Consider the following 23,650-nt stretch of genomic DNA (forward strand, 5'->3'; position numbering starts at 1 on the left):
CCATGTCCGCTAATCCGGCACTCTCGGCTATGGAAAGCGACAAGCCATGAACATGCTGGCAGACATCGAAACAGTTGAACCGATTGCTGAAGGCGGCTTCCATCCGCTGTTTGCCGACGTGCCGTCTTCCGTCGAGTTCAACAAACTGCGTAAGCGGCTGTTGCGGTTAACCCGTCAGGCGGTCGAGGATTTCGCCATGGCGAGGCCCGGCGACCGCTGGCTGGTGGCCTTGTCCGGCGGCAAGGATTCCTACGGGCTGCTGGCCGTGCTGCTCGATCTCAAATGGCGCGGGCTGCTGCCGGTCGAGCTGCTGGCCTGCAATCTCGACCAGGGCCAGCCGAATTTTCCGAAGCACATTTTGCCCGACTACCTCGATGCGCATGGCATTGCCCATCGCATCGAGTATCAGGACACCTATTCGGTGGTCACCGACAAGCTGCCTCAGGGCAGCACCTATTGTTCGCTGTGCTCGCGGCTGCGGCGCGGCCATCTCTATCGCATCGCGCGCGAGGAGGGCTGTTCGGCGCTGGTGCTCGGCCACCACCGCGAGGACATTCTCGAAACCTTCTTCATGAATCTGTTCCATGGCGGCCGCCTTGCCGCCATGCCGCCAAAGCTGCTCAACGACGACGGCGACGTCATGGTGCTGCGGCCGCTGAGCTACTGCGCCGAGGTCGATCTGGAAAAATTCGCCGCCGCTATGAAATTCCCGATCATTCCCTGCGATCTCTGCGGCAGCCAGGAAGGCCTGCAGCGCAACGCCATGAAGGCGATGCTGGACGATATGGAAAAGCGCATGCCGGGCCGCAAGGATACGATGCTGCGCGCGCTGTCCAACACCAGGCCGTCGCATCTGCTCGACAGAAAGCTGTTCGACTTTGCCGCCCTCAATGGCAGCCTCAGCACAGGACAAGACATTTCCGATGATATTTGACGACCAAGCGATCGACTGGCTGGCCGAGCTTCTCGCCGATGCAGCCAGGGCCGAAATCATGCCACGCTTTCGCCGGCTGGGCGAGGGCGACATCAGACAGAAGACCTCGGCTGCCGACCTGGTGACCGAGGCCGACATCAACGCCGAGCGGCTGATCACGGCCAGGCTGCGCGAGCGCTATCCCACGGCGATGATCGTCGGCGAGGAAGCCTGTTCCGACAATCCGGCGCTGCTTCAGGGGCTCGGCGATGCCGACCTCGCCTTCGTCGTCGACCCGGTCGACGGCACCTTCAACTTCGCCTCCGGCGTGCCGCTCTTCGGCGTCATGCTGAGCGTCGTCGTCAAGGGCGAAACCGTCGCCGGTATCATCCATGACCCCGTAGGCCGGGACTGGCTGATCGGCGCCAAGGGCGCCGGCAGCCATATCCGCCATGCGCATGGCGCGCTGGAGACGGTGCACGTCGCCGATGCCGTGCCGATCTCGCAGATGACCGGCTCCGTCTCCTGGCAATATCTGGCGGAACCGCAACGCTCGCTCCTGGCGCGCAACCAGACCAAGACCCTGTCGCAGTTCGGCTATCGCTGCGCGGCACATGAATACCGTCTTCTGGCCAGCGGCCATGCCCATTTCGTCGTCTACAACAAACTGATGCCGTGGGACCATCTGGTCGGTGTGCTGATCCACGCCGAGGCCGGCGGCTACACCGCGCGGATCGACGGTAGCGCCTATCTGCCCTCGCATATCGACGGCGGCATTCTTGTCGCCCCGGACAAGGAAAGCTGGCAGGAGTTGCGCAGGGAACTCTGGGCGCAATAGTCGGTCCAACTGCCGGTAGACGCTTTCGTCAAGTATATTGGCTCTGTTATAGTGGTCCAATCTCTCGCGAAGCCGGAGCCGCGAAATGAAACATCGGTCCGCAATTGTCGCAACGGCACTTGCACTTGCCCTGGTCGCCTGCGCCACTGAGGCACGATCGCAGGAGCGCGCGTGTCGTAGCCCCGATCCCATCGACACCATCGACGAAATGTTCGACGCGATCTTTGCCTGTTGGCAGCCGCCGCCTGGAAGTGCTGGCCTGACCCTGACGCTGAGTTTTTCAATTCGCAAAAACGGCACGCTGATGGGCAAGCCGCGCGCCACTTTCTCCCATATGGGAGATGATGCCTCGCTCAACCGGGTCTTTGTGTCATCCGTGCTCGAAGCGCTCGACAAGGCTCTGCCGATGCCGCTGTCGGACAGCATGGGTGGCGCCATCGCAGGGCGCCCGCTGTTCCCTCGTTTCCGATGCGGTTTTGAGACCAACAATCTCAAGGCGCGTCGCTCAATGCAGGTCGGTGACGTGCCCTGAAATGGGTGGGTTGTGCGGCTGGAACATCTTGCCGCGCTCGGCGATCAGGATCATCAGCAGGGCCGCGACCGAGACGCTGCAGAAGCCGGCGGCAAGCGGCGTCACCGTGCCGTTGAAGGCCTGGCCGATCAGCGTGCCGAGGATGCCGCCGAGAAAAGTCTGCATGAAGCCCAGGATGGACGACGCGGTGCCCGCCAGTTGGCCGAGCGGTTCCATCGCGAGCGCGTTGAAATTGGCGCCGAGCGCGCCGAACGGGAGCATCGCACTGGCGAAGAAGGTGATGAACAGCCAGAGTGGCATCTTCATTTGAAGCGAAACGGTGAGCCAGGCAAGGCTGATCACCAGGAACAACAGCAGTGCGCTCTGCGACAGGCGGCGCATGCCGATGCGGCCGACCAGGCGCGAGTTGAGGTAGTTCGAAAAAGCGAGAACGCCGGCGACACCCGCGAAGATGACAGGAAACAATTCGCCGACATGAAAAATGTCGACATAGATCTGCTGTGCGGAGGCGATGAAGCCGAACATGGCGGCGAAAATGAAGGTGCTGGCAAAGGCGTAGCAAAGCGCCATGCGGTTGGTGAGCACGATGCGGAAACCACCGACGACGGATGAGACTGTCAGCGGCCGGCGGTACTCCGGATGCAGCGTCTCCGGCAGCCGCAGCAGCGACCACGCCGACACGATCAGCGCTCCGACGGCCATGGTGACGAAGATCCAGTGCCATGTTGCGAACAGCATGATGAACTGGCCGATCCCAGGCGCGATCACCGGGATGGCCATGAACACCATGAAGATCAGAGACATCACCTCGGCCATGCGCCGACCGTCGAACGTGTCGCGCACGATCGAGACGGCGATGACGCGGGTCGCCGCCGCACCGATGCCTTGCACCAGCCGGCACAGCAGCAGGACGGCGAATGACGGGGCGATGGCGGCAGCTGCCGCCGCCACGACATAAATCGCCAGCCCGGCAACGAGTGGCGCGCGGCGCCCGAACCGGTCCGAGATCGGTCCGAAGAAAAGCTGTCCGCCACCGAAGCCCAATATATAGGCGGTGATCACATACTGGCGGTGGTTTTCATTCTCAACGCCAAGCGTGGCGCCGATTTGCTGCAGTGCCGGCAGCATGATGTCGATGGCCAGCGAGTTCAACGCCATCAGTGCCGCGCAAAGCGCGATGAATTCCCAGCGCGGAATAGGCAATTTGCGTGCCTGTTGCGGCGCTTTTGCTGGCTGGTCCACGGCGGGTCCGATCTTCAAAACGAATATGCGCCGGCATGCCGGCGCATAAGTTCGTCCTCACTCCGATAGGGGGAGGTAACATTTTGCCGGGGCGGGGCTGCCCCGTCTCAACTCAGAATCAGGCTGTCGCTTTGACGCTGACGCCCTTGTCGACGAGCAACGTCTGCAGCTCGCCCGCCTGGAACATTTCGCGGATGATGTCGCAGCCGCCGACGAATTCGCCCTTGACGTAAAGCTGCGGGATCGTCGGCCAGTTCGAATATTCCTTGATGCCTTGGCGCAGTTCGGCCGAGGTCAGCACGTCGACGCCCTTGTAGTCGGCGCCGATGTAATCGAGGATCTGGACGACCTGGCCGGAAAAGCCGCACTGCGGAAAACCGGGCGTGCCCTTCATGAAAAGGACGACGTCGTTGCCCTTCACTTCGCTGTCGATGTAGTCGTTGATGCCGCTCATGAGATATCCTTTCACGCCTGTGGGAGTCAGGCTCGAAGCATAGCCATCAAATAAACCCATAGATGGGCCGAAACAAGATGTTTGCGCCGCCGTCGCGGAAATGGCGCAAAGGATCGCCTGTCTTGGGCCAAGCATCCCTGCCGATTGCAGCCTCCGGGACATGATGAAAAGACGATATGGCGCCGCCCTTCTGATCGCCATCCTGCTGGCCGCGATTGCCGTTGTCTGGTGGCCGAGACGCCCGGAGCCGCCGCCGCTGGTCATTGGCGGTGACCTGCCCGCGCCTTGCCGGAATGTCGCCTTCGAGGCGGTGACCTATGTCGTCTGCACGGTCGACCTGCGGACCTACAACCTCGCTGTCTTTCACGTCGGTGCCGACGGCAAGCCCTTCGGCTCGCTGGAGGCCTTCGGCAAGGCGGTTGCGGGCGAGGGGAGGCCGGTGCTGCTCGCCATGAATGGCGGCATGTATCACGAGGATTTGTCGCCGGTCGGCCTGCTGGTCGAGAACGGCAGCGAAAAGTCGCCGCTCAACCTTGCCGATAGCGAAGGTAATTTCTTCCTGAAGCCGAACGGCGTCTTTCTGGTCGGTAAGGACGGCAAGGCGGCTGTCATGGAAAGCAACGCCTATGCCGCCGCCAAACCCGATGTCGCCTTCGCCACGCAGTCGGGCCCGATGCTGGTGATCGATGGCCAGATTCATCCACGCTTCGAGCCGAACGGAACCTCGCGCTACGTCCGCAACGGCGTCGGCGTGCGCGATGAAAACACCGTTTTGCTGGCGATCTCGCGGTCTGAGGTAAGTTTCGGCAGCTTTGCGCGGCTGTTTCGCGACGCGCTACAATGCCGCAACGCGCTGTTCCTCGACGGCGCGGTCTCCGCGCTGTCGGATGGCGACAGGATGATTGTCGGCGGAAGATATCCGGCAGGGCCGATCATTGCCGTGTTGGCAAGCCAGCCGCCGACGCGCTAGGCCAGCCTGGCGTCAGTCCGGCACACTGGTCTGCAACGCCAGCGCGTGCAGCACGCCGCCCATATTGCCCTTCAGCGCATCATAGACCATCTGGTGCTGCTGGACGCGGCTCTTTCCGCGGAAGCTTTCGGCCACCACTTCGGCTGCATAGTGATCGCCGTCACCGGCGAGGTCGCGGATCGTCACCTTGGCGTCCGGAATGCCGTCCTTGATCAGTTTTTCGATGTCGTGGGCATCCATTGCCATGGCAAAATCCTGTTCTGGGCGGCTAGGCACGAGTGACTCGGACGGCAGCCTAAAGCCTTTCTGGTCCGGGTTGAAGCCGTTCTGTCGGCGACGCAGTGTCTAAGGGCCATCCTGCCGCGGGTGAACCACACCATCTTCTGTAATGTCGTCGCGGGTCGAGAACCCCCGGCCAAGGCTGAACACCAGGACATAGAGCGGGATGTTGAGCGCCAGGGTGATAATCGGGAGATAGCTGGTCATCTGCCACAAGGGCGAAAAGAATGGTTGGCCATAGCCGTCGCAGATCAGCGATGACCCGTATTCCCACAGCGCGCCGGTAATGACCGCAATGGCAAATAGCTTGATGCAGGTGGCGACATGCCTTGCGCGCGCCGGGTTCGGCAAAAGGCGGCTCCACAGCACCAGGCAGACGATGGGGATCGCATAGATCAGACTTTGCAAGGCCAGCATCTGCAGTGTGCCATTGGCCGCCTCAAGGAACTGGTCACGCCTTTCCAGCAGCGGACAGACCTCGCTCGAGGTCGTCGACAGCAGGAAAAAGACGAACGGCCCGAGGAACCAGAAGAAGAACAGCGACGGCCAGAAGACGACTGCGATCAGCGTCCGGGCTGCCAGGCTGGTCAACTGGACTTGTCCATGAAGTTCGGGAACCAGCCTTCGTGGGCAGCGGTCAATTCGCTGACCGGGATCGCCCTGGCATCGCCGAGCTTCACTTCGTTTCCACCGGTCGAGCCGATCCATGGCGCAAAGATGCCGAGCCTGCTCTGTTCGTCGCGGATGGCGTCCCATTCCTTGCTCTGCGGATCGACGGACAGCGTCAGGAGGTAGCGGCCCTGGTCCTCGCCGAACCAGACCGGGATCGGGTCGGTGCCGGCGAGCCCCGGAATGGTGGCGCCGATGCCGGACGCCATCGCCATTTCGGCCAGGGCTATCGCCAGGCCGCCATCGGAAAGGTCATGCGCCGCGGTCACGACGCCCGACGCGATCAGCGCGCGCACGTGGTCGCCGACGCGCTTTTCATGGGCGAGGTCGACGGGTGGCGGCGGCCCGTCGGTCCGACCGTGAATGTCTCTGAAATAGGCGGACTGGCCGAGATGGCTGCCCCAGCTTGGGGGCGCGCCGACCAGCAGGATCATCTGGCCCTCGGCGGCAAAGCCGATACGGGTCATCTTCGACCAGTCGGCAATCAGCCCCACGCCGCCGATGGTCGGCGTCGGCAGGATACCTTGGCCATTGGTTTCGTTGTAGAGCGAGACATTGCCCGACACGATCGGGAAGCCGAGCGCCCGGCAGGCATCGCCAATGCCTTTCACCGCGCCGACCAGTTGGCCCATGATCTCAGGCCGTTCCGGATTGCCGAAATTGAGGTTGTCGGTGGCCGCCAGCGGCAGCGCGCCGGTGGCGGTGAGGTTGCGCCAGCATTCGGCCACCGCCTGCTTGCCGCCTTCGTACGGGTCGGCCTCGCAATAGCGCGGCGTGACGTCGGAGGAGAAGGCGAGCGCCTTGGTCGGATGGCCTTCGACGCGCACCACGCCGGCGTCGCCGCCGGGAAGCTGCAGCGAATTGCCCTGGATCAGCGTGTCGTACTGCTCCCACACCCAGCGGCGCGACGACAGGTTCGGCCCGCCGAGCAGTTTCAACAGCGCATCGGCAACGTCGGCCTTCGGCGCATCGCCGGCTGCGAGCGCCGCCGGCTTCTTCGGCTCGACCCAGGGGCGGTCATATTCCGGCGCCTTGTCGCCAAGGTCCTTGATCGGCAGATTGGCGACCTCGTCGCCCTGATGGATGACGCGGAAACGCAGATCGTCGGTGGTCTTGCCGACGATAGCGAAGTCGAGGCCCCATTTGTGGAAGATCGCCTCGGCTTCCTTTTCCTTCTCGGGGCGCAGCACCATCAGCATGCGCTCCTGACTCTCCGACAGCATCATCTCATAGGCACTCATGCGCTCTTCGCGCACCGGCACCTGGTCGAGGTGAAGCTCGATGCCGAGGTCGCCCTTGGCGCCCATCTCGACCGCCGAACAGGTGAGGCCGGCCGCACCCATGTCCTGGATGGCGATGACGGCGCCAGACGCCATCAGCTCAAGACAGGCTTCGAGCAGGCATTTTTCGGTGAAGGGATCGCCGACCTGCACGGTCGGGCGCTTCTCGTCGATCTTGTCGTCGAACTCGGCCGAGGCCATCGTGGCGCCGCCGACGCCGTCGCGCCCGGTCTTGGCGCCGAGATAGACGACCGGCAGGCCGACGCCCTTGGCTTCCGACAGGAAGATCGCATCGGTCTTGGCGAGGCCCGCGGCAAAGGCGTTGACCAGGATGTTGCCGTTGTAGCGGGCGTCGAAATTGACCTCGCCGCCGACGGTCGGCACGCCAAAGGCGTTGCCGTATCCTCCGACGCCGGAAACCACGCCGCTGACCAGGTGCCTGGTCTTGGGATGGTCCGGTGCGCCGAAGCGCAAAGCGTTCATCGCCGCAATCGGCCGCGCGCCCATGGTGAAGACGTCGCGCAATATGCCGCCGACGCCGGTCGCCGCACCCTGGTAGGGCTCGATGTAGGAGGGATGGTTGTGGCTCTCCATCTTGAAGACGACGCAGTCGCCGTCGCCGATATCGACCACGCCGGCGTTCTCGCCCGGACCCTGGATGACCTGCGGCCCGGTGGTCGGCAGCGTGCGCAGCCATTTCTTCGAGGATTTGTAGGAGCAGTGCTCATTCCACATCGCCGAGAAGATGCCGAGTTCGGTAAAGCTCGGTTCGCGCCCGACCAGATCGAGGATGCGCTGGTATTCGTCGGGCTTCAGCCCATGCGCGGCTATGAGTTCCGGGGTGATCGGCACGGAATTGGAAATGGTCATGGGCGGCGATTGATGTCCATGGGAGAGGGGAATTTGAGTCCCCTCATATCGCAAGCTTTGGCGTGATACACCCCATTGGATGACGAAAAACGCCGGAAAACCACAGGGCGACGATGGTAGCGGGGAGCCGCTGGGGAACGCTATGGCATCCCGGCCGTTAGGCCTCAAACCAATCAGGAGATTTCGACATGGCCACCAAGCAAGGCAAGAAAGACAATCGCCTCTCCGACAAGGAGGCCATGCATATTGCCGAGACCACCGACGTTTCGCCCAAGCAGGCCAAGGACCTGGCCGAGAAGCACGGCAAGGACAAGGGCGCGAAGGAAGCCAAAAACTTCAAGGCAGAGGGCTGAACCTGAAGATCGGGATACAGGAGGATCGAGTCAGGACGAACTGTCGTAGCCGGCGCGGCCTTCCTCCAGCAGCCGCCGGATCACCGCGACGCCGCCGGTGATGTCCTCGCGCCGCCTTGGCTGCGAGACGCCGAAACGCACGCCGTGAAAAACCTGCTCGGAACGCCCCGCCTTGAACTCGTCCTCGTCGTCGAGGAGCACGCCATTTTCGAGGCATGCGCTCCTGAAAGTGCCGGACAGCCAGGGATCGGGCAGCGTCAGCCAGACGAAGGGCACGCTGCCGTGTGACTTGAAGGCGAAACCGGCCAGTGTCTCGCGCACGATGGCGATCCGGGCGGCAATTTCGGCAATGCTGCGTTTGCGGATATCGCCAGCCTGCCCTGACAGCACCAGCCGCGCATTCACCTCCGCCAGCAGGAACGGCATTCCGCCGGTCATCATCTTGTGGGCGACGCGGATGCGATGGCGATAGGCGGGCGGGCAGGAGAGCCAGCCGCCGCGAACACCTGCCGCGACCGATTTCGACAGACCGCCGGCGACAATGGTGCGCTCGGGCGCATATTCGGCGATGAGCGGCGTCGGATCTTCGGTCAGGCCGCCATAGAGATCGTCCTCGATGACGATGACATTGTACGCGCGCGCGACGCGGGCGATCGCCTCGCGGCGCGAAACCGACAGGATCGCCAGCGTCGGGTTCTGCACCGTCGGCATCAGGAAGATCATCTTCGGGTGCTTCTGCGCGCAGACGCGTTCGAAATCCTCGGGATCGAGGCCTTCTTCGTCCGATGCCACCAGTGCTATGCGCCGCCCGATCAGCCCGGCGCTGCGGGCGATCTGCGAATAGGTGAGGTGCTCGAAGACGACATAGTCGCCCGGCGTGGTCAGTGCCGCAATCGCCGCCATCACCGCGGCATGCGTGCCAAGCGTGGGAACGATGGTGTCGGCCGCCGGACGGAACGAATTGCGCGACAGCCACCGGGCGCCGGCCTCGAACCAGCGCTCCGGAAAATCCCTGGTGTAGCTCGAAATCTCGTGCGGGTGTTCCTGCACCGTGCGCGAGAGCATGTCAGCGACAATGGCGCCCTGGCCGATGTCGGGCGCGGCAGTGCTGTCGAAACGCAGTTTGCCGGGCGGCGCATCGACATAGCGCGTGCCTTGCACGGCAGGCTCGGCGAATTCGGGTGACGCTTCCGATTGCTGCGCCAGCACATAGGTCCCGCGACCGACTTCGCCGCTCACCAGGCCGCGCTCGCGCAGCAGCTGATAGGCTCGGCCGATCGTGCCGACCGTCGTGCCGATATCATAGGCGAGATCGCGCTGCGGCGGCAATTTTGCCCCGGCATCGATGACGCCCTTGTCGATGTCCGACTCGATGCTGTCGGCAAGGCGCTGGTAAAGCGGGCCGGAACCGATGGTGAGGTCAGGGAGCCAATTTGTCATGGTGACAATTCTGTATATTGCACCAGATCGGGTGTCAATGCATATCAGAACCGTACCAAGATGGGTACAATTTGCAAGGTTGGCAGAAAGACAATGGATACAATCGAGACAATTCGCTGCGCGGGCATTGAATTGGTCGGGCCTTGCCCGTCCAGCCGGCGAGGCTTTGTCGGCCGGATCGTGCATGTGGTCAGATCGCTGGCGCGATGGATCGACGTGCTGATCGAGCGCCGTCGCGGCCGCCTGGCTTTGCTCGAAATGACCGACGAGCAGCTCAGGGACATCGGTGTGTCGCGTGACGACGCTCACCGCGAAGGCATCAGGCGATTCTGGGACTAACTTGTAGTCTGGTCAGCGGCGTGTGCCCGGAGCCCTGAGGCGTGAGACGCCCTTATCGGCAAGCACGGCGAGGATGCACAGCACCAGGAAAACACCGGTGACGGCCAGCGCCGCAAGGGCGACGTTGGCCGCGCCGTTTTTCGCAACGTCGAGGAACGGGTAGGGCACTTCGCCTGCGATCGGTGCGCGCGCCAGCGCATAGGCGAGATAGGCGATCGGATAGGCCATCCACCACGAAATGTCGCTCCAGCGTGTCCTGCCGTCAGCGCCTGCAACAAGCCACCACAGCACGAACAGCACCGGCGTCACATAGTGCAGCAGCACGTCACAGAGCAGGAACAGCCCCTGCGGCTGCCAGAGCTGCGCCAGAACCGTCGCATAGACGATGAAGACAAGCGCGATGGACACGGCGACGCCGGCCCGCATCCGCGGTCCGGCAAAGGCGGGCAGCCAGGCGTAGCCCGAAGGCGACAGCAGCGAGACATGGACCAGCACCGCACCGATGTTGGTCAGGATGGTGAAGAAGCTGAACAGAAAGACGATGGAGCCGAGAAAACTGCGGCCGGCCTCCATCGATGCCGGGATGGTGATGCACGCTTGCAGGACAAGCCCGGCCAGACCTATGACCAATCCCGCAAACTGCAGGAAGCGGCCCATGGCGTCAGGCGGCCGCGTTGCAGGAGGGGTTGCCCGTTTGCCAGCGCGCAATGTCGGATCCGATGCGCGCGCCGAGCGGATCGTCCATCAGCGGACCGAACACGTCGACGCGGCTGGAATTGCCTTGCGCCTGGACGACCAGCAGCGGCTTGCCGCCATAATGCTTGGCCGGCACCAGCAGGAAGCGGGGCGTGCCGCTGAACGAATTCAGCTCATTGGCCATCTGATAGGATTTGAAGGCGGGATCCTTGCTGGCGATCCAGCATTTGTGGGCCGATATCGCTACCTGTTCCATGGCCAGCAGCGAAGCGCTCTTGCCCGTGGGGACCGGCGCGCTCTTCGGGCTGGACTGGCAGGACGCCAACGCCAAGCCGGCAGCAGCCAGGGGACCTAGGCGAACAATCATCAGTCTCATGGTCAACCGCCCCCGCGTTTTGAAAGGAATTCGAAGAGATATCAGGCGGCGATGCCGAGCGCGCCTTCGAACAGGGCGCGGCCGTCGCTTCCGCCATGCGCTGCCTCGATCAGGTTTTCGGGATGCGGCATCAGGCCGAGCACATTGCCCTTCTCGCTGACGATACCGGCAATGTCGTTCATCGAGCCATTGGGATTGCTGCCCTCGGCATAGCGAAACACCACCTGTCCTTCGCCTTCGAGACGGGCAAGCGTGTCGGCGTCGGCGAAATAATTGCCGTCGTGATGCGCCACCGGCGTGCGGATGATCTGACCCGGCTGGTAGCGGCGGGTGAACATGGTGTTGGCGTTGGCGATTTCGAGCTTCACCTCTCGGCAGACGAATTTCAGCGAGGCATTGCGCATCAGCGCGCCGGGCAAAAGGCCAGCCTCGACCAGGATCTGGAAGCCGTTGCAGACGCCGATGACCATGACGCCCTTGGCCGCCTTTTCCGCCACCGCCCGCATGACCGGCATGCGCGCGGCAATGGCGCCGCAACGCAGATAGTCGCCGAACGAGAAGCCGCCGGGAATGGCGATCAGGTCCACATCAGGGATTTCGGTGTCGGTCTGCCAGACGGTCGCCGGCGCCTGCCCGGAGATCTTGGTCAGCGCCGCAATCATGTCGCGGTCGCGGTTGAGGCCGGGGAGAAGAACGACAGCTGATTTCATATCAAGCGATCTCCACCGCGTAATTCTCGATCACTGTGTTCGCCAGCAGCTTGTCGCACATGGCTTTCAGATCGGCTTCGGCCTTGGCCTTGTCGGTCTCTGAGAGCTCGAGGTCGAAGACCTTGCCCTGCCGCACCTGGCCGACGCCGCCGAACCCCAGTCCGGACAGAGCGTGCTCTATGGCTTTTCCCTGCGGGTCGAGCACGCCGTTCTTGAGGGTGACGGTGATGCGGGCCTTGATCATGCTGGACAGGTTCCTGTTCGAAGACTTAGCAATTCCAGGAAAAGTCTGAAGCGGTTTTCGTCCGGAATCGCGTCAAGAAATGAAGACTTAGTGCGGCTTGCCTTTGAGGCCATCGGTCGAGGCGACGAGCACCGGGCCGGTCGGGCGCGGCGGCTCGTTCTCGTTCATGATGCCAAGGCGGCGGGCAACTTCCTGATAGGCTTCGACGAGGCCGCCCATATCGCGGCGGAAACGGTCCTTGTCGAGCTTGTCCTGCGTTGCCACGTCCCACAGCCGGCACGAATCCGGCGAGATCTCGTCGGCAACGACGATGCGCATCATGTCGCCCTCGAACAGGCGGCCGCATTCGATCTTGAAATCGACGAGCTGGATGCCGACACCCATGAACAGGCCGGAGAGGAAGTCGTTGACGCGGATGGCCAGCGCCATGACGTCGTCGATCTCCTGCGGGCTTGCCCAGCCGAAAGCGGTGATGTGCTCTTCCGACACCATCGGATCGTCGAGCGCATCGGCCTTGTAATAGAATTCGATGATCGAGCGCGGCAGAACGGTGCCTTCCTCGATGCCGAGGCGCTTGGACAGCGAGCCGGCGGCGACATTGCGCACCACCACTTCGAGCGGAATGATCTCGACTTCCTTGATCAGCTGCTCGCGCATGTTGAGCCGGCGGATGAAGTGGGTCGGAATGCCCATGCGGTTCAGATGGTTGAAGATGTACTCGGAAATGCGGTTGTTGAGCACACCCTTGCCGTCGATGACCTCATGTTTCTTCTTGTTGAATGCGGTCGCATCATCCTTGAAGAACTGGATAAGTGTGCCCGGTTCCGGTCCTTCATACAGGATCTTGGCCTTGCCTTCATAAATGCGGCGGCGATTTTTCATCTGATTTTTCTCTGGATTTGCGGGCAGGCGGCAAGCGACCAGTTCCTGTCCGTCTGCCTAAATTGGTGCGGCGACGGGTGGGGTTCAATGCCGGGTCTATCCCAATCACAGCGTTTGCTCAATCGGCAAATCCTTTCCATCGACCGCTTTCAGGAATGAAATGCCGCAGCGCAGCAAGTGATGTAGCATATTGACCGGCCCGCGCCCTTTTGGTTTGTGCTGCGGCAACACACATATCCATCGCCAACGCGAATCGATTTCATCGGAGGGAAGCCATGAGCAGCATGAAAGACCGCGAAGAGGGTTTTGAGCGCAAATTCGCCTTCGACGAAGAACTTCGCTTCAAGGCTTCCGCACGCCGCAACAAGGCGCTCGGTCTGTGGGCCGCCGAAAAGCTGGGCAAATCCGGCACTGACGCCGACGCCTATGCCAAGGAAGTTGTGGTTTCCGATATCGAGGAAGCCGGCGATCACGACGTATTCCGCAAGATCCGCAAGGATTTCGACGCCGCCGGCGTCGACCAGTCGGATCACCAGATCCGCCGCACCATGGACGAACTGATGGCGCAGGCGATCGAGCAGATCAAGAACACCTAGAGCGAGTAGCGCTGGACCAATCGACCGCCCGGTCCAGCCGGGCGGTTTTTCTTTGCCTTTTCAGCCTTTTCCGGCTGAAACTGTGCGTGGGCCTGTTACAAGGCTCTACCCAACGAGGAAAGCACCATGTCCCTGAAGTCACGCCTGGCGGCGGATGAAACGCTGTTCACCGCCTGGTCCGGCGTTCCGGACGCTTTGACGGTCGAAATCATCGCCAAGCAGGGTTTTGACGCCGTCACCCTCGATATGCAGCATGGCGGACACCACGAGGACTCGGTCCTGCGCGGGCTGGTGCCGGTGCTGGCCGCCAACAAGCCGGCGCTGGTGCGCATTCCGGTCGGCCGCTTCGACATGGCCAGCCGCGCCCTCGATTTCGGCGCCGAGGCGGTGATTGCGCCGATGGTGAATTCGGTGGCCGATGCAAAACTCTTTGCCGCGGCGATGAAATATCCGCCGATGGGCGAGCGCTCCTGGGGCCCGACCTATGCTTTTCCGCGCCATGGCAAAGGCGACCACGCCGAATGGCTGCGCGACACCAATCAACGCACCATGGCCTTTGCCATGGTCGAAACGCGCGCCGCACTCGATGCGCTGGACGGCATCCTCGACACGCCGGGCATTGACGGCATCTTCCTCGGCCCATCGGATTTCTCCATCGCCTGGTCGAATGGCGCCACCGTCAATTCGACGCTGGAAAGCATGATGGAAACCGTCGCCTCCATCGCCGAGCGGACGCGCAAGGCGGGCAAGCATGCGGCGATCTACGTCGTTGAGCCAATGATTGCCGGCCGCGTCGTGGCGATGGGCTACCGGCTGCTGGCGATGGGCTCGGACCATGCGCTGATTTCGCTCGGCGCAAAGACACTCATCAAAAGCATGAACGATTCGATAAAGGGCTGAGGCGTTGTGCCTTGCCCGGTCAGGCCTTGAGGTCGGTCAGGAACTTGGCGAAGGTCATCGACCCTTCCGGCCAAGGGCCGAAGCCGGCATCCTCATTGAGGTGACCGGTTTCGCCGGCATCGATGAACAGCGAACCCCAGGCGCCGGCAATGTCCTCGGCAACCTCGAAGGCGCAGAACGGATCGTTGCGGCTGGCGATGACGATGGACGGGAAGGGCAGCGGTTCGCGCGCATAGGGGCCAAAGGTCATCAGGTGACGCGGCCTTATCTCCGGGTTGGCGACGTCGGGCGGCGCGACAAAAAACGCGCCGGCGACCGGCTTCCTGAACTGCGGAATGGCCTGCACCGCGGCCGCCACACCGAGCGAATGGGCAACGATCACCACCGGCCGCTCGGCCTCGTTGACAGCGTTCGCCACGCTCGCCGTCCAGTCCTCGCGCACCGGCTTCGACCACTCCGCCTGTTCGACCCGACGCGCCGTCGATAGTTTCGACTGCCAGCGTGTCTGCCAGTGTTCGGGGCCGGAATTGGTGTAGCCCGGCACGATCAGAATATCTGCGTCTTTGACTTTCATGGCGCTGAGATAGCGAGCGGCCGTGTCTCGTGCAACCCGCGCTGACGCATGCGGTGCATCACAATCGTGAACAACCTGTTCGATTCTTTCCATCTTGTGTGAACGATCAGGATCGACGATTTGAGGCAGGAAGAGATGGACAACAGAATAGACTGGTGGCGCGGCCTGGGATAACGCGCTGAACGGAGAGTTTTATGAGCGAACTGCCTTTTGCCGCGACGACCCCCGTCAGCGTGTCACGCGTGGGCCTGAAGGCGCGCGACGCCGAAGGACTTGCCGATTACTACCGGGCTGTTGTCGGCCTGCAGGAATTGAGCCGCGCCGATGGCGCCATCACGCTGGGCGCTGCCGAGCGCCCGCTGCTGGTCATCGAGCCTGACGCAGCGGCCAAGCCCGACGATCCGCGCAGCGCCGGCCTTTTCCACACCGCTTTCCTTCTGCCCAGCCGCGCCGATCTCGGCCGTTGGATAAACCATGCCGCCGCCAACAAGATCCGCATCGAGGGCGCCTCCGACCATCTGGTCAGCGAGGCTTTGTACCTGACCGACCCCGAAGGCAACGGCATTGAAGTCTATAGGGACCGTCTGCCGCAGGAGTGGAAGTGGAACGGCGACAAGATCGCCATGGCGACCGAGCGGCTGAATCTGGCCGCCGTGGTTGGCAGCGTGCCGGCCGGTGACGCCGGCTGGCAGGGCGCGCCGCAAAACAGCATTATCGGCCATGTCCATCTGCGCGTCGGCCGGCCGGAAGATGCCGAGGCCTGGTGGCACGACGAATTTGGCTTCGACACGGTCGCTAAGTATGGAGGGCAGGCGGTGTTCCTGTCGTCGGGAGGCTACCACCATCATATCGGTGGCAATTCGTGGCACAGCGCCGGCGCCGGCCGCCGCGATCCGTCCCGCTCGGGTCTGGCCTGGGTCGAGATGCGGTCGGACAAGACAACCGCTGAAACCACGCGGGAAGATCCGTGGGGCACGGTTATCCGCACCGTGCCGGGCGCCGCCGGCTGAGCGCCCGCTCGGTTCTTACAAGGAAGTGGCGGCGTAGCCCGTCAGCAGCCCATGCGCCCAGCTGTCGAAGCCGGTGGCTGTCGCGCGGGTGGACGCCTCGGTCCAGTCATAGCTGACCGTATGATGGCTGAACGACCATTGTCTGTCCTTGCGCGTGGCAAGGGCATAGCGGGCATCCGGACTGCCGGTCACAGTCAAACCTGGGAATGCCTGGACGCCGACACTGCCGGGATTGAGGATTGTCCGGTTGTCCGACAAGCGCACAACGCGCGGCGTATGTGTATGGCCGCACAAGGTCAGCCCGGCGCCGGCGCTGCCCAGCTTGTGCCTGATCTGCTTTTCATTGGACGGGTGGAAGTGGCTGCCTCCGTCTTCCTCGAGCAGGAACACGTCGTCGTCACTGGGGCTGCCATGGCAAAGCAGGATGTCCTGGGCAGGCGACAGGGTGACCGGCAATGCGGAGAGCCAGGTCAATGACGCCTGGGACAGGCATTGGTGGGTGAAAGCATCGACGTCTTCCAACCCGGAAGCAGGCGGCTCGACCAGCACACGGTCGTGATTGCCGCGCACGGTCGGCCAATTCTGTGCCATCAGATATTGCGCGGTTTCTTCAGGCCATAGCGGCCCGGAGAGACAATCGCCCAGATTGACGATGATGTCGGGAGAAGCGTCTTTGATCTGCGCATGAACCGCCTCAAGCGCGCGCAGATTCCCATGGATGTCGGAAAGGACAGCCAGCCGCATGGAAGATCCTATCCGAAAACCCGCTTGAAGATCGTGTCGACATGCTTGGTGTGATAGCCCAGGTCGAATTTCTCGCGGATCTCGGCTTCGGGCAGCGCTGCGGTGACTTCCTTGTCGGCCAACAATTCCTCAAGGAAATCAGCGCCATGTTCCCATACCTTCATGGCGTTGCGCTGCACCAGGCGGTAGGCATCCTCGCGGCTGACGCCGGCTTGCGTCAGCGCCAAAAGCACGCGCTGCGAATGCACAAGGCCACGGAACTTGTTCATGTTCTTCAGCATGTTGTCGGGATAGACCAGCAATTTGTCGACGACGCCGGTGAGCCGCGACAGCGCGAAATCCAGCGTTACCGTGGCGTCCGGCCCTATCATGCGCTCGACCGAGGAATGCGAGATGTCGCGCTCGTGCCAGAGCGCCACATTCTCCATCGCCGGCAGCGCCATGGAGCGCACCATGCGGGCAAGGCCGGTGAGGTTTTCGGTCAGCACCGGGTTGCGCTTGTGCGGCATTGCCGACGAGCCCTTCTGGCCCGGCGAAAAATACTCTTCCGCTTCCAGCACCTCGGTGCGCTGCAGATGGCGGATCTCGGTCGCCAGCCGCTCGACCGACGAGGCGATGACGCCGAGCGTGGCAAAGAACATGGCATGGCGGTCGCGAGGGATGACCTGCGTCGACACCGGCTCCGGCTTCAGCCCAAGCTTTTTCGCCACATGCTCTTCGACATAGGGATCGATGTTGGCGAAGGTGCCGATCGCGCCCGATATGGCGCAGGTGGCAATATCCTCCCGTGCGTGCACCAGCCGCTCGCGGCAGCGTGAGAACTCGGCATAGGCCTGCGCCAGCTTGACGCCGAACGTGGTCGGCTCGGCATGAATGCCGTGGCTGCGGCCGATGGTGACGGTGTCCTTGTGCTCGAAGGCCCGGCGCTTCAGCGCGGCGAGCAGGCCGTCGAGGTCGGCCAGCAGGATATCGCTGGCGCGGCCGAGCTGCACCGCAAGGCAGGTGTCGAGAACATCCGATGAGGTCATGCCCTGGTGGATGAAACGCGCATCCGGCCCGACGAATTCGGTGAGATGGGTGAGGAAGGCGATGACGTCGTGCTTGGTGACGGCCTCGATCTCGTCGATCTTGCCGACGTCGAATTGGGCGGCGCCGCCTTTTTCCCAGATGGTTTTGGCGGCTTCTCTGGGGATGACGCCGAGCTCGGCTAGCGCATCGCAGGCATGGGCCTCGATCTCGAACCAGATGCGGAAGCGGGTTTCCGGCGACCAGATGGCGACCATTTCCGGCCGGGAATAGCGAGGGATCATCCGTCAGTCCTGATATGTCGGTGGTTAAGTGCGCCTCCTATCAGAGGCGGACCGAATGCTCAACGCTGCTGGCGTGCAAACCACACGCTGGCGGCGGCAAGCGCGATGAATCCGAGCGGAAAATAGAGCCTGATACCCAGCACCACGAACTGGTAGAGCGCCGTCAGCGAGGTGAAGACCAGTTCGAACGCCCACCGGGCGGTGAAGGCCTCCGCGTGCCATTCGGCATAATAGGAGCGGTATTGCAGCGCAAACAACCCGCCGGTGAAGGCGAGCGTCGTGGCAAGCAGGCAGACGAAGGCGGCGGCGAACGCCACCTCCCAATGCCGGTCGAGCGAGACCAGCCGCGCCGCGAACAACCCGACGGGAAAGGCCAATGCCGCGCCGGTCGCAAACAGCAGGACGACGAAGCGGATCTTTTCCGGGGTCTCCCAATTGTCGAGCCAAAGACCGGTCAGCGCGCTGGCGCCCATGGCCATCGCCCACAGCAAGGCGCCGACAAGCGCCGCGCCCGTCGATGGTATGGCGCGGCTGACGCGATTTCCGGCGCGCTTGCGCCAACTGGATTGATCGAGCGATGTCACAGGCGTCCGGTCACGGCGATCCAGCGAAAATCCGGTCCTTCGAAGCCGTATTGGCGCACTGCGATCAGCACCGCATAGGCGCTGATGCTGTCCATCGAGAACGTCTGCACCGCGCCGATCCTGTAGCCGTTCGGGCAGCCACGGCTTTTCGGGATCGATTTATCCTCATGCAGCAGATGGGTCTGGCCGCCATCCCTGGCCTCGATCCGCAGCAGGCGAAAACCGTTGACCTCGCCCTGGCTCTGGCAGCTTTCGGTGTCGTTCATGCCGATCTCGTCCAGCCGGAATTCCAGCGGCGGGTCGACCGGCGAAAAGATCGGCCGTGGGTTGACCACCATGCGGAACGGGTCGGCCGACAATTCGGTCACCGGGTTGAAGCCGGCGGTGATGCCGCGGTTGGCGGTAAGCTCGGCCTGGGCAATGATTGCTTCGCCCTTCTGCCTGGCCTGCTGACGGGCCGTATCGAGCGAGGCGGTCTCATCCTCCAGCCGGACCCGGATTGGCGTGCCCTTCAGGAACGTGTCGTCGGCGGTGTTGATGTAGTAGCGATTGGCATAGGGAAAGCCCGAACCGTCTGCCACACCGTATTCCTCGAAGGCGAAGACGCCGCCATCCTTGCTGAAGCCGAGGATTTCAAGCTCGGCGACATCGCCCGCTCGGGCGGCCATGGCGGATGCCAGATGGACCAGCAGGCAAACGCCAATCAGGACGAGATTTCGCATCGGGGTTCCGCTCCGCCTGCCGTGGTTCGATCGTTCCCTATCACGAGACAGTCAAAACATCGTGCTATTCGAAAGGCGATGCATCCAATTTCGCCTCTGTTTGTTATCGTCGATCGCTTTCAAAAGGAGAACACCCCATGACTGAGGCCAGCAAGATTCGCGAGCATATGGAAGTGGTCGGCGCCGACGGCGTTCACATCGGCACCGTCGACAGGGTCGATGGCGAGCGGATCAAGTTGACCAAGGCCGACAGCGGCGAGGGCGCCCATCAGGGGCATCACCACTACATTCCCTTGAGCCTGCTTGCCGAGGTCGAGGGCCAGAAAGTCTGGCTGTCGGCAAATTCGGATGTCGCGGTCAGCTTCGAGGAAGAAGAGTCCGACCCGACCTGACTGAAAATCAGCGCGACGACCACACCGCAAACAGGTCGCCTTCGGCCGGCGTCGCGGCATGGATGCCGCGGCTGATTGCGCGCGCCATGGTGGCGCCGGCAGTGGCAAAGAAATCGACGGCATCGTCGGCGCTGAGTTCTATGCCGCTCTTCCCCGTCGCCAGCGCGAACACCAGATCGCCGTCGGCCGGCGTGTGCACCGGCCAGATGGCGCGCACGAAGCCGTCATGCGCTGAAATGGCCAGCCGCTTGGCTGCCGCCTTGGTCAGCACGGCATCGGTGGCGATGACGGCGATGGTGGTGTTACCACCGGCCTCGACTTGTCCACCGACACGCTTGTCGCGGTATTTCAACAGGATCCGCCTGGCGTCGTCCGGCATCGGCGAGGGATAGCCGAGGCCTCCGAACTCATCGCCGATCTCGAAGGGTGCCGCCCAGAAATAGCGTGTACGCGCAATCGTCACCGAGCCGGTCGGGTTGGCGGCGGCGAGCGCGCCGATGGTGATGCCGCTGTCGAGCGCGGTCGAGGCCGAGCCGAGGCCGCCCTTCAGCCCGGAGCTTAGCGCGCCGGTTCCAGCGCCGATTGTGCCGAGCGGAAAGTCGACTGTTGCCGCCTGAGCTGCTTCGTAGCCGAGGTCGCGGTAGGGCGGATAACGCCCCCAAGCCTTGTCGCCGCCATTGCGCAGGTCAAACAGGATCGCCGCCGGCACGATCGGCACGCGAAAGCCGCCGACATCGATGCCTATGCCGTTTTCACGCAACGCTGCCTGAACGCCGGAGGCGGCGTCGAGGCCGAAGGCCGAGCCGCCCGACAGCACGACGGCATGAACCGCCTCGATGGAATTATGCGGTTCGAGCAGGTCGGTCTCGCGCGTGCCCGGCGCGCCGCCGAGGATCTGCACGCCACCGACCGCCGGTTCGTCGCACAATACGGTGGTGACGCCCGATTTCAGCCTGGCATCCGACGCGTTGCCGACGCGCAAGCCGGCGACATCGGTGATCAGATTGCGCGGCCCGGTGCGAAACATCAATTCGTCTCCGCCGGCACGAAACGCGTCCCGTCGAAGCGGAAGGCGCGATAGAGGTTTTGGCTCAGATCGCCTTTGTCGTCGAACCGTAGCGGGCCGATCGCGGTGGTGAAATCATGCCCGGTTAGCGCGTCGGCCAGCCCCTTGCCCGAGGTCTCGGGCGCGGCCGAGGCCGTCTTGGCAATCTCCACCGCCGCATAGGCCGGCAAGGCATAGCCATCCGGCGCGATGTTTTTGGCCGTAAACGCCGCCAGCACCTTGGGATCGGCGACATCGGCCCATTCCGGCGGCGCGATCATCAGCGTGCCGATGGCGTAAGGCACATCGCCGGGTGGCGTGCGCAAATTCTCGCCGCCGGCAAAGACGATGCCGGCCTCGAGCTGGCCGGCGTCGCGGCCCATAATGGCGATGTCGTCGCCGTCGCCACCGGCAAAGACATGCGTCGCGCCTGATTTCTTCAGCCGGCCGATCAGCCCGATCTGGTTGTCGAGCTGGGGCCGGAACGTGTCTGTGAAGACCGGCTTCAGCGCCGCCTGTTCGGCCGCGGCGCGCAGCGTCTCGGCGATTTCGCGGCCATAGATGGTGCCGTCGTCGACGATGGCGAACAATTCGCTTTGCCACAGCCGGGTGAGGATGGCGGCCACGGCATTGCGCTCGTCGTCGCCGCGCGGCCCCAGCCGATAGACCGGCCAGCCGGTCTTGGCGCGGCGGTCGGTCAGGCTTTCGGTGCGCACGCCGACGGTGATGACCGGTATGTTGGCATCCTTCAGGATCGGCAGCGCCGCCTGGATCGCCTCGGTGCAGAGGAAGCCGACGACGATATCGACCTTCGCAGCGGCGAATTCCCTGGCGGCGGTAGCCCCGCCATCGGCGGTGCAGGCATCGTCGACCGTCCTGATCTCGGCGCCGCTGGCTTCTGCTGCCAGGGCAGCACCCGCCTCGATCTGCTTGCCCAGGATCGCCGACGGACCGGACAGGGGTGCGGCGACGCCGACAAGCAAAGTCTGCGCGCCGGCGCTTGCCGGCAGCAGCCAGAGCAGTGCCGCTATTACAGCTGTTAGGGGTCGCATTCTGACGACGAATTCCTCCGTGCCGGTCGCATGCTTCCAGCGTCTCTTCCGCCAAGACCTAAAGGCTGCCCGCCCCAGGCGCAACACGGGAATTTGCGGATTGGCGTCAACCACTTCGCTTGTGGCCTATTGTGTGCCGCCATATATAACGCTTGGATTCCCGCTTATGGAAAATCATCGGTGTTGAAGTTGAACGACATAGGGCCTCAGGCCTATCGCGACGCGATGGCGCATTTTGCCGGCCACGTCCATGTGGTGACCACCGACGGGCCCGCCGGCAAACGCGGCACGACGGTGATTGCCGCCTGTTCGGTGTCGGACACGCCGCCGACGGTTCTAGTCTGTCTCAACCGCGAGAATGCCAAGAACGAGCTGTTCGTGCAAAACGGCCGGTTTGCGCTGAACACGCTGGCTTCGCACCAGCAGCCGCTATCGGTGGCGTTTTCAGGCCTGACCGGGCTGTCGGCCGATGAGCGTTTCGCGCTTGGCGAGTGGGATGTTATATCGACGGGCGCGCCTACCCTGAAGGGCGCTCTTGCGGTTTTCGACTGCGAATTGATGGACACCAAGGATCTCGCCACCCATCGTGTGCTTTTTGGCAAGGTGACAGGCCTGCGCATGGGCGATAATTTGCGGCCGCTGATCTACCACGCCCGCGACTACCACGTGCTGCAGAGCGGAGCAGAGGCGGCAACGGAGAAAGAATGACCGAGCTGAAACCGCGCCCCGCGCCGCGGACGATCGACGAAACGCTCGATCTCCTGACCGGCGCGGACTATGTCGCGGACCGCTCGCTCGCAACGGTGCTGTTCCTGTCGCTGCGCATGCAGCGGCCGCTCTTCCTCGAGGGCGAGGCCGGCGTCGGCAAGACCGAGATCGCCAAGGTGCTGGCGCAGGCACTCGGCCGGCGGCTGATCCGCCTGCAATGCTATGAAGGGCTCGACGTCTCCTCCGCCGTCTATGAGTGGAACTACGCCGCGCAGATGATCGAGATCCGCATGGAGGAGGCGGCAGGCTCGGTCGACCGCTCCGCCATGGAGAGCAATGTCTTTTCCGAAAAATACCTGATCCGCCGCCCGGTGCTCGATGCGCTGACGGGCAAGGCGGGTGCTGCCCCGGTGTTCCTGATCGACGAACTCGATCGCACCGACGAAGCCTTCGAGGCGTTCCTGCTCGAAATCCTGTCCGACTTCCAGGTGACGGTGCCCGAGCTTGGCACGATCAAGGCGGAGGAGCCGCCGATCGTCATCATCACCACCAACCGCACGCGGGAAATCCACGACGCGCTGAAGCGGCGCTGCCTCTATCACTGGGTCGACTATCCCAATGCCGAGCGCGAGCTGGAGATCGTGCGCCGCAAGGTGCCGCAGGCCAACAGCCGGCTTTCCGCGGAAGTGGTGTCGTTCATTCAGAAGCTGCGCCGGGTCGAGCTGTTCAAGGCGCCGGGCGTCGCCGAAACCATCGACTGGGCCGGCGCGCTGACCGAACTCGACAAGGTGGCGCTCGATCCCGAAACCGTCTCCGACACGATCGGCGTTTTGCTGAAATACCAGGACGACATTGCCCGCATCGGCGCGGGCGAGGGCCGGCGTATCCTCGACGAGGTCAAGGCCGAACTGGCGGCGGCGGAGTAG

At 63.2% G+C, this 23,650-nt stretch carries 31 protein-coding genes; 12 read left to right on the forward strand and 19 right to left on the reverse strand.

Features of this window, described 5'->3' with window-relative positions; translation table 11 throughout:
* Positions 1 to 46 precede the first annotated feature (46 nt).
* The 3 genes from ttcA (at position 47) to NKJ80_RS20140 (ending at position 2,283) form a co-directional block, all read left to right on the forward strand.
* A complete protein-coding gene (gene ttcA, locus NKJ80_RS20130) occupies positions 47 to 934 on the forward strand; it encodes a tRNA 2-thiocytidine(32) synthetase TtcA (protein ID WP_023669106.1) in 888 nt (295 codons plus the stop codon).
* Positions 924 to 1,751, forward strand: coding sequence for an inositol monophosphatase family protein (locus tag NKJ80_RS20135; protein ID WP_023684879.1), 828 nt, complete (start codon positions 924 to 926; stop codon positions 1,749 to 1,751). Before ttcA ends, NKJ80_RS20135 begins: the two co-directional genes overlap by 11 nt.
* An 85-nt stretch (positions 1,752 to 1,836) precedes the next feature.
* A complete protein-coding gene (locus NKJ80_RS20140; RefSeq protein WP_502902211.1) occupies positions 1,837 to 2,283 on the forward strand; it encodes a UCP034077 family protein in 447 nt (148 codons plus the stop codon).
* On the opposite strand, the gene NKJ80_RS20145 is transcribed toward NKJ80_RS20140, so the two are convergent.
* Positions 2,257 to 3,525 (reverse strand): multidrug effflux MFS transporter, encoded by a 1,269-nt coding sequence (locus NKJ80_RS20145; protein ID WP_023684881.1) that lies wholly within the window; start codon positions 3,523 to 3,525, stop codon positions 2,257 to 2,259. The two genes, NKJ80_RS20140 and NKJ80_RS20145, sit on opposite strands and share 27 nt — an antisense overlap.
* 118 nt (positions 3,526 to 3,643) lie before the next feature.
* The gene (gene grxD / locus NKJ80_RS20150) at positions 3,644 to 3,979 is read right to left on the reverse strand and encodes a Grx4 family monothiol glutaredoxin (RefSeq protein ID WP_023669102.1); all 336 of its coding nucleotides are present in this window, start codon (positions 3,977 to 3,979) and stop codon (positions 3,644 to 3,646) included.
* 160 nt (positions 3,980 to 4,139) lie between these two features.
* Between grxD and NKJ80_RS20155 the strand changes: the two genes are divergently transcribed.
* Positions 4,140 to 4,949 (forward strand): phosphodiester glycosidase family protein, encoded by an 810-nt coding sequence (locus NKJ80_RS20155; RefSeq protein WP_023706456.1) that lies wholly within the window; start codon positions 4,140 to 4,142, stop codon positions 4,947 to 4,949.
* Positions 4,950 to 4,961: 12 nt separating this feature from the next.
* Here NKJ80_RS20155 and NKJ80_RS20160 read toward each other — a convergent pair whose 3' ends face one another.
* The 3 genes from NKJ80_RS20160 to purL form a co-directional block, all read right to left on the reverse strand.
* A complete protein-coding gene (locus NKJ80_RS20160) occupies positions 4,962 to 5,195 on the reverse strand; it encodes a BolA/IbaG family iron-sulfur metabolism protein (RefSeq protein WP_010909092.1) in 234 nt (77 codons plus the stop codon).
* Positions 5,196 to 5,294: 99 nt separating this feature from the next.
* Complete coding sequence (locus tag NKJ80_RS20165; protein WP_023706458.1) at positions 5,295 to 5,819, reverse strand: hypothetical protein; 525 nt, start codon at positions 5,817 to 5,819, stop codon at positions 5,295 to 5,297.
* Positions 5,816 to 8,047: a phosphoribosylformylglycinamidine synthase subunit PurL gene (gene purL, locus NKJ80_RS20170; RefSeq protein WP_023706459.1), complete on the reverse strand. Its 2,232-nt coding sequence runs from the start codon at positions 8,045 to 8,047 to the stop codon at positions 5,816 to 5,818. Before purL ends, NKJ80_RS20165 begins: the two co-directional genes overlap by 4 nt.
* 188 nt (positions 8,048 to 8,235) lie before the next feature.
* On the opposite strand from purL, the gene NKJ80_RS20175 reads away from it, so the two are divergent.
* The gene (locus NKJ80_RS20175; RefSeq protein ID WP_023669098.1) at positions 8,236 to 8,400 is read left to right on the forward strand and encodes a hypothetical protein; all 165 of its coding nucleotides are present in this window, start codon (positions 8,236 to 8,238) and stop codon (positions 8,398 to 8,400) included.
* 30 nt (positions 8,401 to 8,430) lie between these two features.
* On the opposite strand, the gene NKJ80_RS20180 is transcribed toward NKJ80_RS20175, so the two are convergent.
* Positions 8,431 to 9,840: an aminotransferase-like domain-containing protein gene (locus NKJ80_RS20180; RefSeq protein ID WP_023748567.1), complete on the reverse strand. Its 1,410-nt coding sequence runs from the start codon at positions 9,838 to 9,840 to the stop codon at positions 8,431 to 8,433.
* A 93-nt stretch (positions 9,841 to 9,933) separates the two neighbouring features.
* On the opposite strand from NKJ80_RS20180, the gene NKJ80_RS20185 reads away from it, so the two are divergent.
* Positions 9,934 to 10,179 (forward strand): DUF1127 domain-containing protein, encoded by a 246-nt coding sequence (locus tag NKJ80_RS20185; RefSeq protein ID WP_023834167.1) that lies wholly within the window; start codon positions 9,934 to 9,936, stop codon positions 10,177 to 10,179.
* A 12-nt stretch (positions 10,180 to 10,191) separates the two neighbouring features.
* On the opposite strand, the gene NKJ80_RS20190 is transcribed toward NKJ80_RS20185, so the two are convergent.
* From NKJ80_RS20190 to NKJ80_RS20215, 6 genes are all read right to left on the reverse strand, one after another.
* Positions 10,192 to 10,836 carry a Pr6Pr family membrane protein gene (locus NKJ80_RS20190; RefSeq protein ID WP_023834166.1) on the reverse strand — a complete coding sequence of 215 codons (645 nt, stop codon included), beginning with the start codon at positions 10,834 to 10,836 and terminating at the stop codon, positions 10,192 to 10,194.
* 4 nt (positions 10,837 to 10,840) lie between these two features.
* The gene (locus NKJ80_RS20195; protein WP_023697575.1) at positions 10,841 to 11,251 is read right to left on the reverse strand and encodes a hypothetical protein; all 411 of its coding nucleotides are present in this window, start codon (positions 11,249 to 11,251) and stop codon (positions 10,841 to 10,843) included.
* Between the two features lie 41 nt (positions 11,252 to 11,292).
* Complete coding sequence (purQ, locus tag NKJ80_RS20200) at positions 11,293 to 11,961, reverse strand: phosphoribosylformylglycinamidine synthase subunit PurQ (protein WP_023711489.1); 669 nt, start codon at positions 11,959 to 11,961, stop codon at positions 11,293 to 11,295.
* 1 nt (position 11,962) lies between these two features.
* Positions 11,963 to 12,205 carry a phosphoribosylformylglycinamidine synthase subunit PurS gene (purS, locus tag NKJ80_RS20205; protein WP_023669092.1) on the reverse strand — a complete coding sequence of 81 codons (243 nt, stop codon included), beginning with the start codon at positions 12,203 to 12,205 and terminating at the stop codon, positions 11,963 to 11,965.
* Between the two features lie 87 nt (positions 12,206 to 12,292).
* On the reverse strand, positions 12,293 to 13,087 hold the full coding sequence (gene purC / locus NKJ80_RS20210) for a phosphoribosylaminoimidazolesuccinocarboxamide synthase (RefSeq protein WP_013532127.1): 795 nt from the start codon (positions 13,085 to 13,087) through the stop codon (positions 12,293 to 12,295).
* A gap of 105 nt (positions 13,088 to 13,192) precedes the next feature.
* Complete coding sequence (locus NKJ80_RS20215; protein WP_280790911.1) at positions 13,193 to 13,315, reverse strand: hypothetical protein; 123 nt, start codon at positions 13,313 to 13,315, stop codon at positions 13,193 to 13,195.
* Between the two features lie 47 nt (positions 13,316 to 13,362).
* On the opposite strand from NKJ80_RS20215, the gene NKJ80_RS20220 reads away from it, so the two are divergent.
* On the forward strand, positions 13,363 to 13,683 hold the full coding sequence (locus tag NKJ80_RS20220; protein WP_023669091.1) for a DUF1476 domain-containing protein: 321 nt from the start codon (positions 13,363 to 13,365) through the stop codon (positions 13,681 to 13,683).
* Between the two features lie 126 nt (positions 13,684 to 13,809).
* Positions 13,810 to 14,583 (forward strand): HpcH/HpaI aldolase family protein, encoded by a 774-nt coding sequence (locus NKJ80_RS20225; protein ID WP_027049516.1) that lies wholly within the window; start codon positions 13,810 to 13,812, stop codon positions 14,581 to 14,583.
* Between the two features lie 19 nt (positions 14,584 to 14,602).
* On the opposite strand, the gene NKJ80_RS20230 is transcribed toward NKJ80_RS20225, so the two are convergent.
* Complete coding sequence (locus NKJ80_RS20230) at positions 14,603 to 15,157, reverse strand: RBBP9/YdeN family alpha/beta hydrolase (protein WP_023669089.1); 555 nt, start codon at positions 15,155 to 15,157, stop codon at positions 14,603 to 14,605.
* 194 nt (positions 15,158 to 15,351) lie between these two features.
* Here NKJ80_RS20230 and NKJ80_RS20235 point away from each other — a divergent pair, with 194 nt between their 5' ends.
* Complete coding sequence (locus tag NKJ80_RS20235; protein WP_023694133.1) at positions 15,352 to 16,167, forward strand: VOC family protein; 816 nt, start codon at positions 15,352 to 15,354, stop codon at positions 16,165 to 16,167.
* Positions 16,168 to 16,182: 15 nt separating this feature from the next.
* Here NKJ80_RS20235 and NKJ80_RS20240 read toward each other — a convergent pair whose 3' ends face one another.
* The 4 genes from NKJ80_RS20240 to NKJ80_RS20255 are packed head-to-tail and all read right to left on the reverse strand — an operon-like array spanning position 16,183 to position 19,527.
* Entirely contained in the window at positions 16,183 to 16,911 is a 729-nt protein-coding gene (locus tag NKJ80_RS20240) for a metallophosphoesterase family protein (RefSeq protein ID WP_023694134.1), read from the reverse strand.
* Positions 16,912 to 16,919: 8 nt separating this feature from the next.
* Entirely contained in the window at positions 16,920 to 18,221 is a 1,302-nt protein-coding gene (purB, locus tag NKJ80_RS20245) for an adenylosuccinate lyase (protein ID WP_352498183.1), read from the reverse strand.
* A gap of 59 nt (positions 18,222 to 18,280) precedes the next feature.
* Positions 18,281 to 18,745: a hypothetical protein gene (locus NKJ80_RS20250; RefSeq protein ID WP_023819439.1), complete on the reverse strand. Its 465-nt coding sequence runs from the start codon at positions 18,743 to 18,745 to the stop codon at positions 18,281 to 18,283.
* Between the two features lie 56 nt (positions 18,746 to 18,801).
* Positions 18,802 to 19,527: a DUF2259 domain-containing protein gene (locus NKJ80_RS20255; protein WP_352498184.1), complete on the reverse strand. Its 726-nt coding sequence runs from the start codon at positions 19,525 to 19,527 to the stop codon at positions 18,802 to 18,804.
* Positions 19,528 to 19,664: 137 nt separating this feature from the next.
* Between NKJ80_RS20255 and NKJ80_RS20260 the strand changes: the two genes are divergently transcribed.
* Positions 19,665 to 19,919: a DUF2171 domain-containing protein gene (locus NKJ80_RS20260; protein ID WP_023669083.1), complete on the forward strand. Its 255-nt coding sequence runs from the start codon at positions 19,665 to 19,667 to the stop codon at positions 19,917 to 19,919.
* Between the two features lie 7 nt (positions 19,920 to 19,926).
* On the opposite strand, the gene NKJ80_RS20265 is transcribed toward NKJ80_RS20260, so the two are convergent.
* Together NKJ80_RS20265 and NKJ80_RS20270 are read right to left on the reverse strand one after the other, a co-directional pair.
* Complete coding sequence (locus NKJ80_RS20265) at positions 19,927 to 20,946, reverse strand: P1 family peptidase (protein ID WP_352498185.1); 1,020 nt, start codon at positions 20,944 to 20,946, stop codon at positions 19,927 to 19,929.
* Positions 20,946 to 22,016: a branched-chain amino acid ABC transporter substrate-binding protein gene (locus NKJ80_RS20270; RefSeq protein WP_352498186.1), complete on the reverse strand. Its 1,071-nt coding sequence runs from the start codon at positions 22,014 to 22,016 to the stop codon at positions 20,946 to 20,948. The genes NKJ80_RS20265 and NKJ80_RS20270 overlap by 1 nt, the downstream gene beginning before the upstream one ends.
* A gap of 180 nt (positions 22,017 to 22,196) precedes the next feature.
* On the opposite strand from NKJ80_RS20270, the gene NKJ80_RS20275 reads away from it, so the two are divergent.
* Positions 22,197 to 22,724, forward strand: a complete 528-nt coding sequence (locus NKJ80_RS20275; RefSeq protein WP_023700848.1) for a flavin reductase — start codon at positions 22,197 to 22,199, stop codon at positions 22,722 to 22,724.
* Positions 22,721 to 23,650, forward strand: a complete 930-nt coding sequence (locus NKJ80_RS20280; protein WP_023739379.1) for an AAA family ATPase — start codon at positions 22,721 to 22,723, stop codon at positions 23,648 to 23,650. The genes NKJ80_RS20275 and NKJ80_RS20280 overlap by 4 nt, the downstream gene beginning before the upstream one ends.

It is taken from the genome of Mesorhizobium sp. M0030 (assembly GCF_040323695.1).
GTDB lineage: Bacteria > Pseudomonadota > Alphaproteobacteria > Rhizobiales > Rhizobiaceae > Mesorhizobium.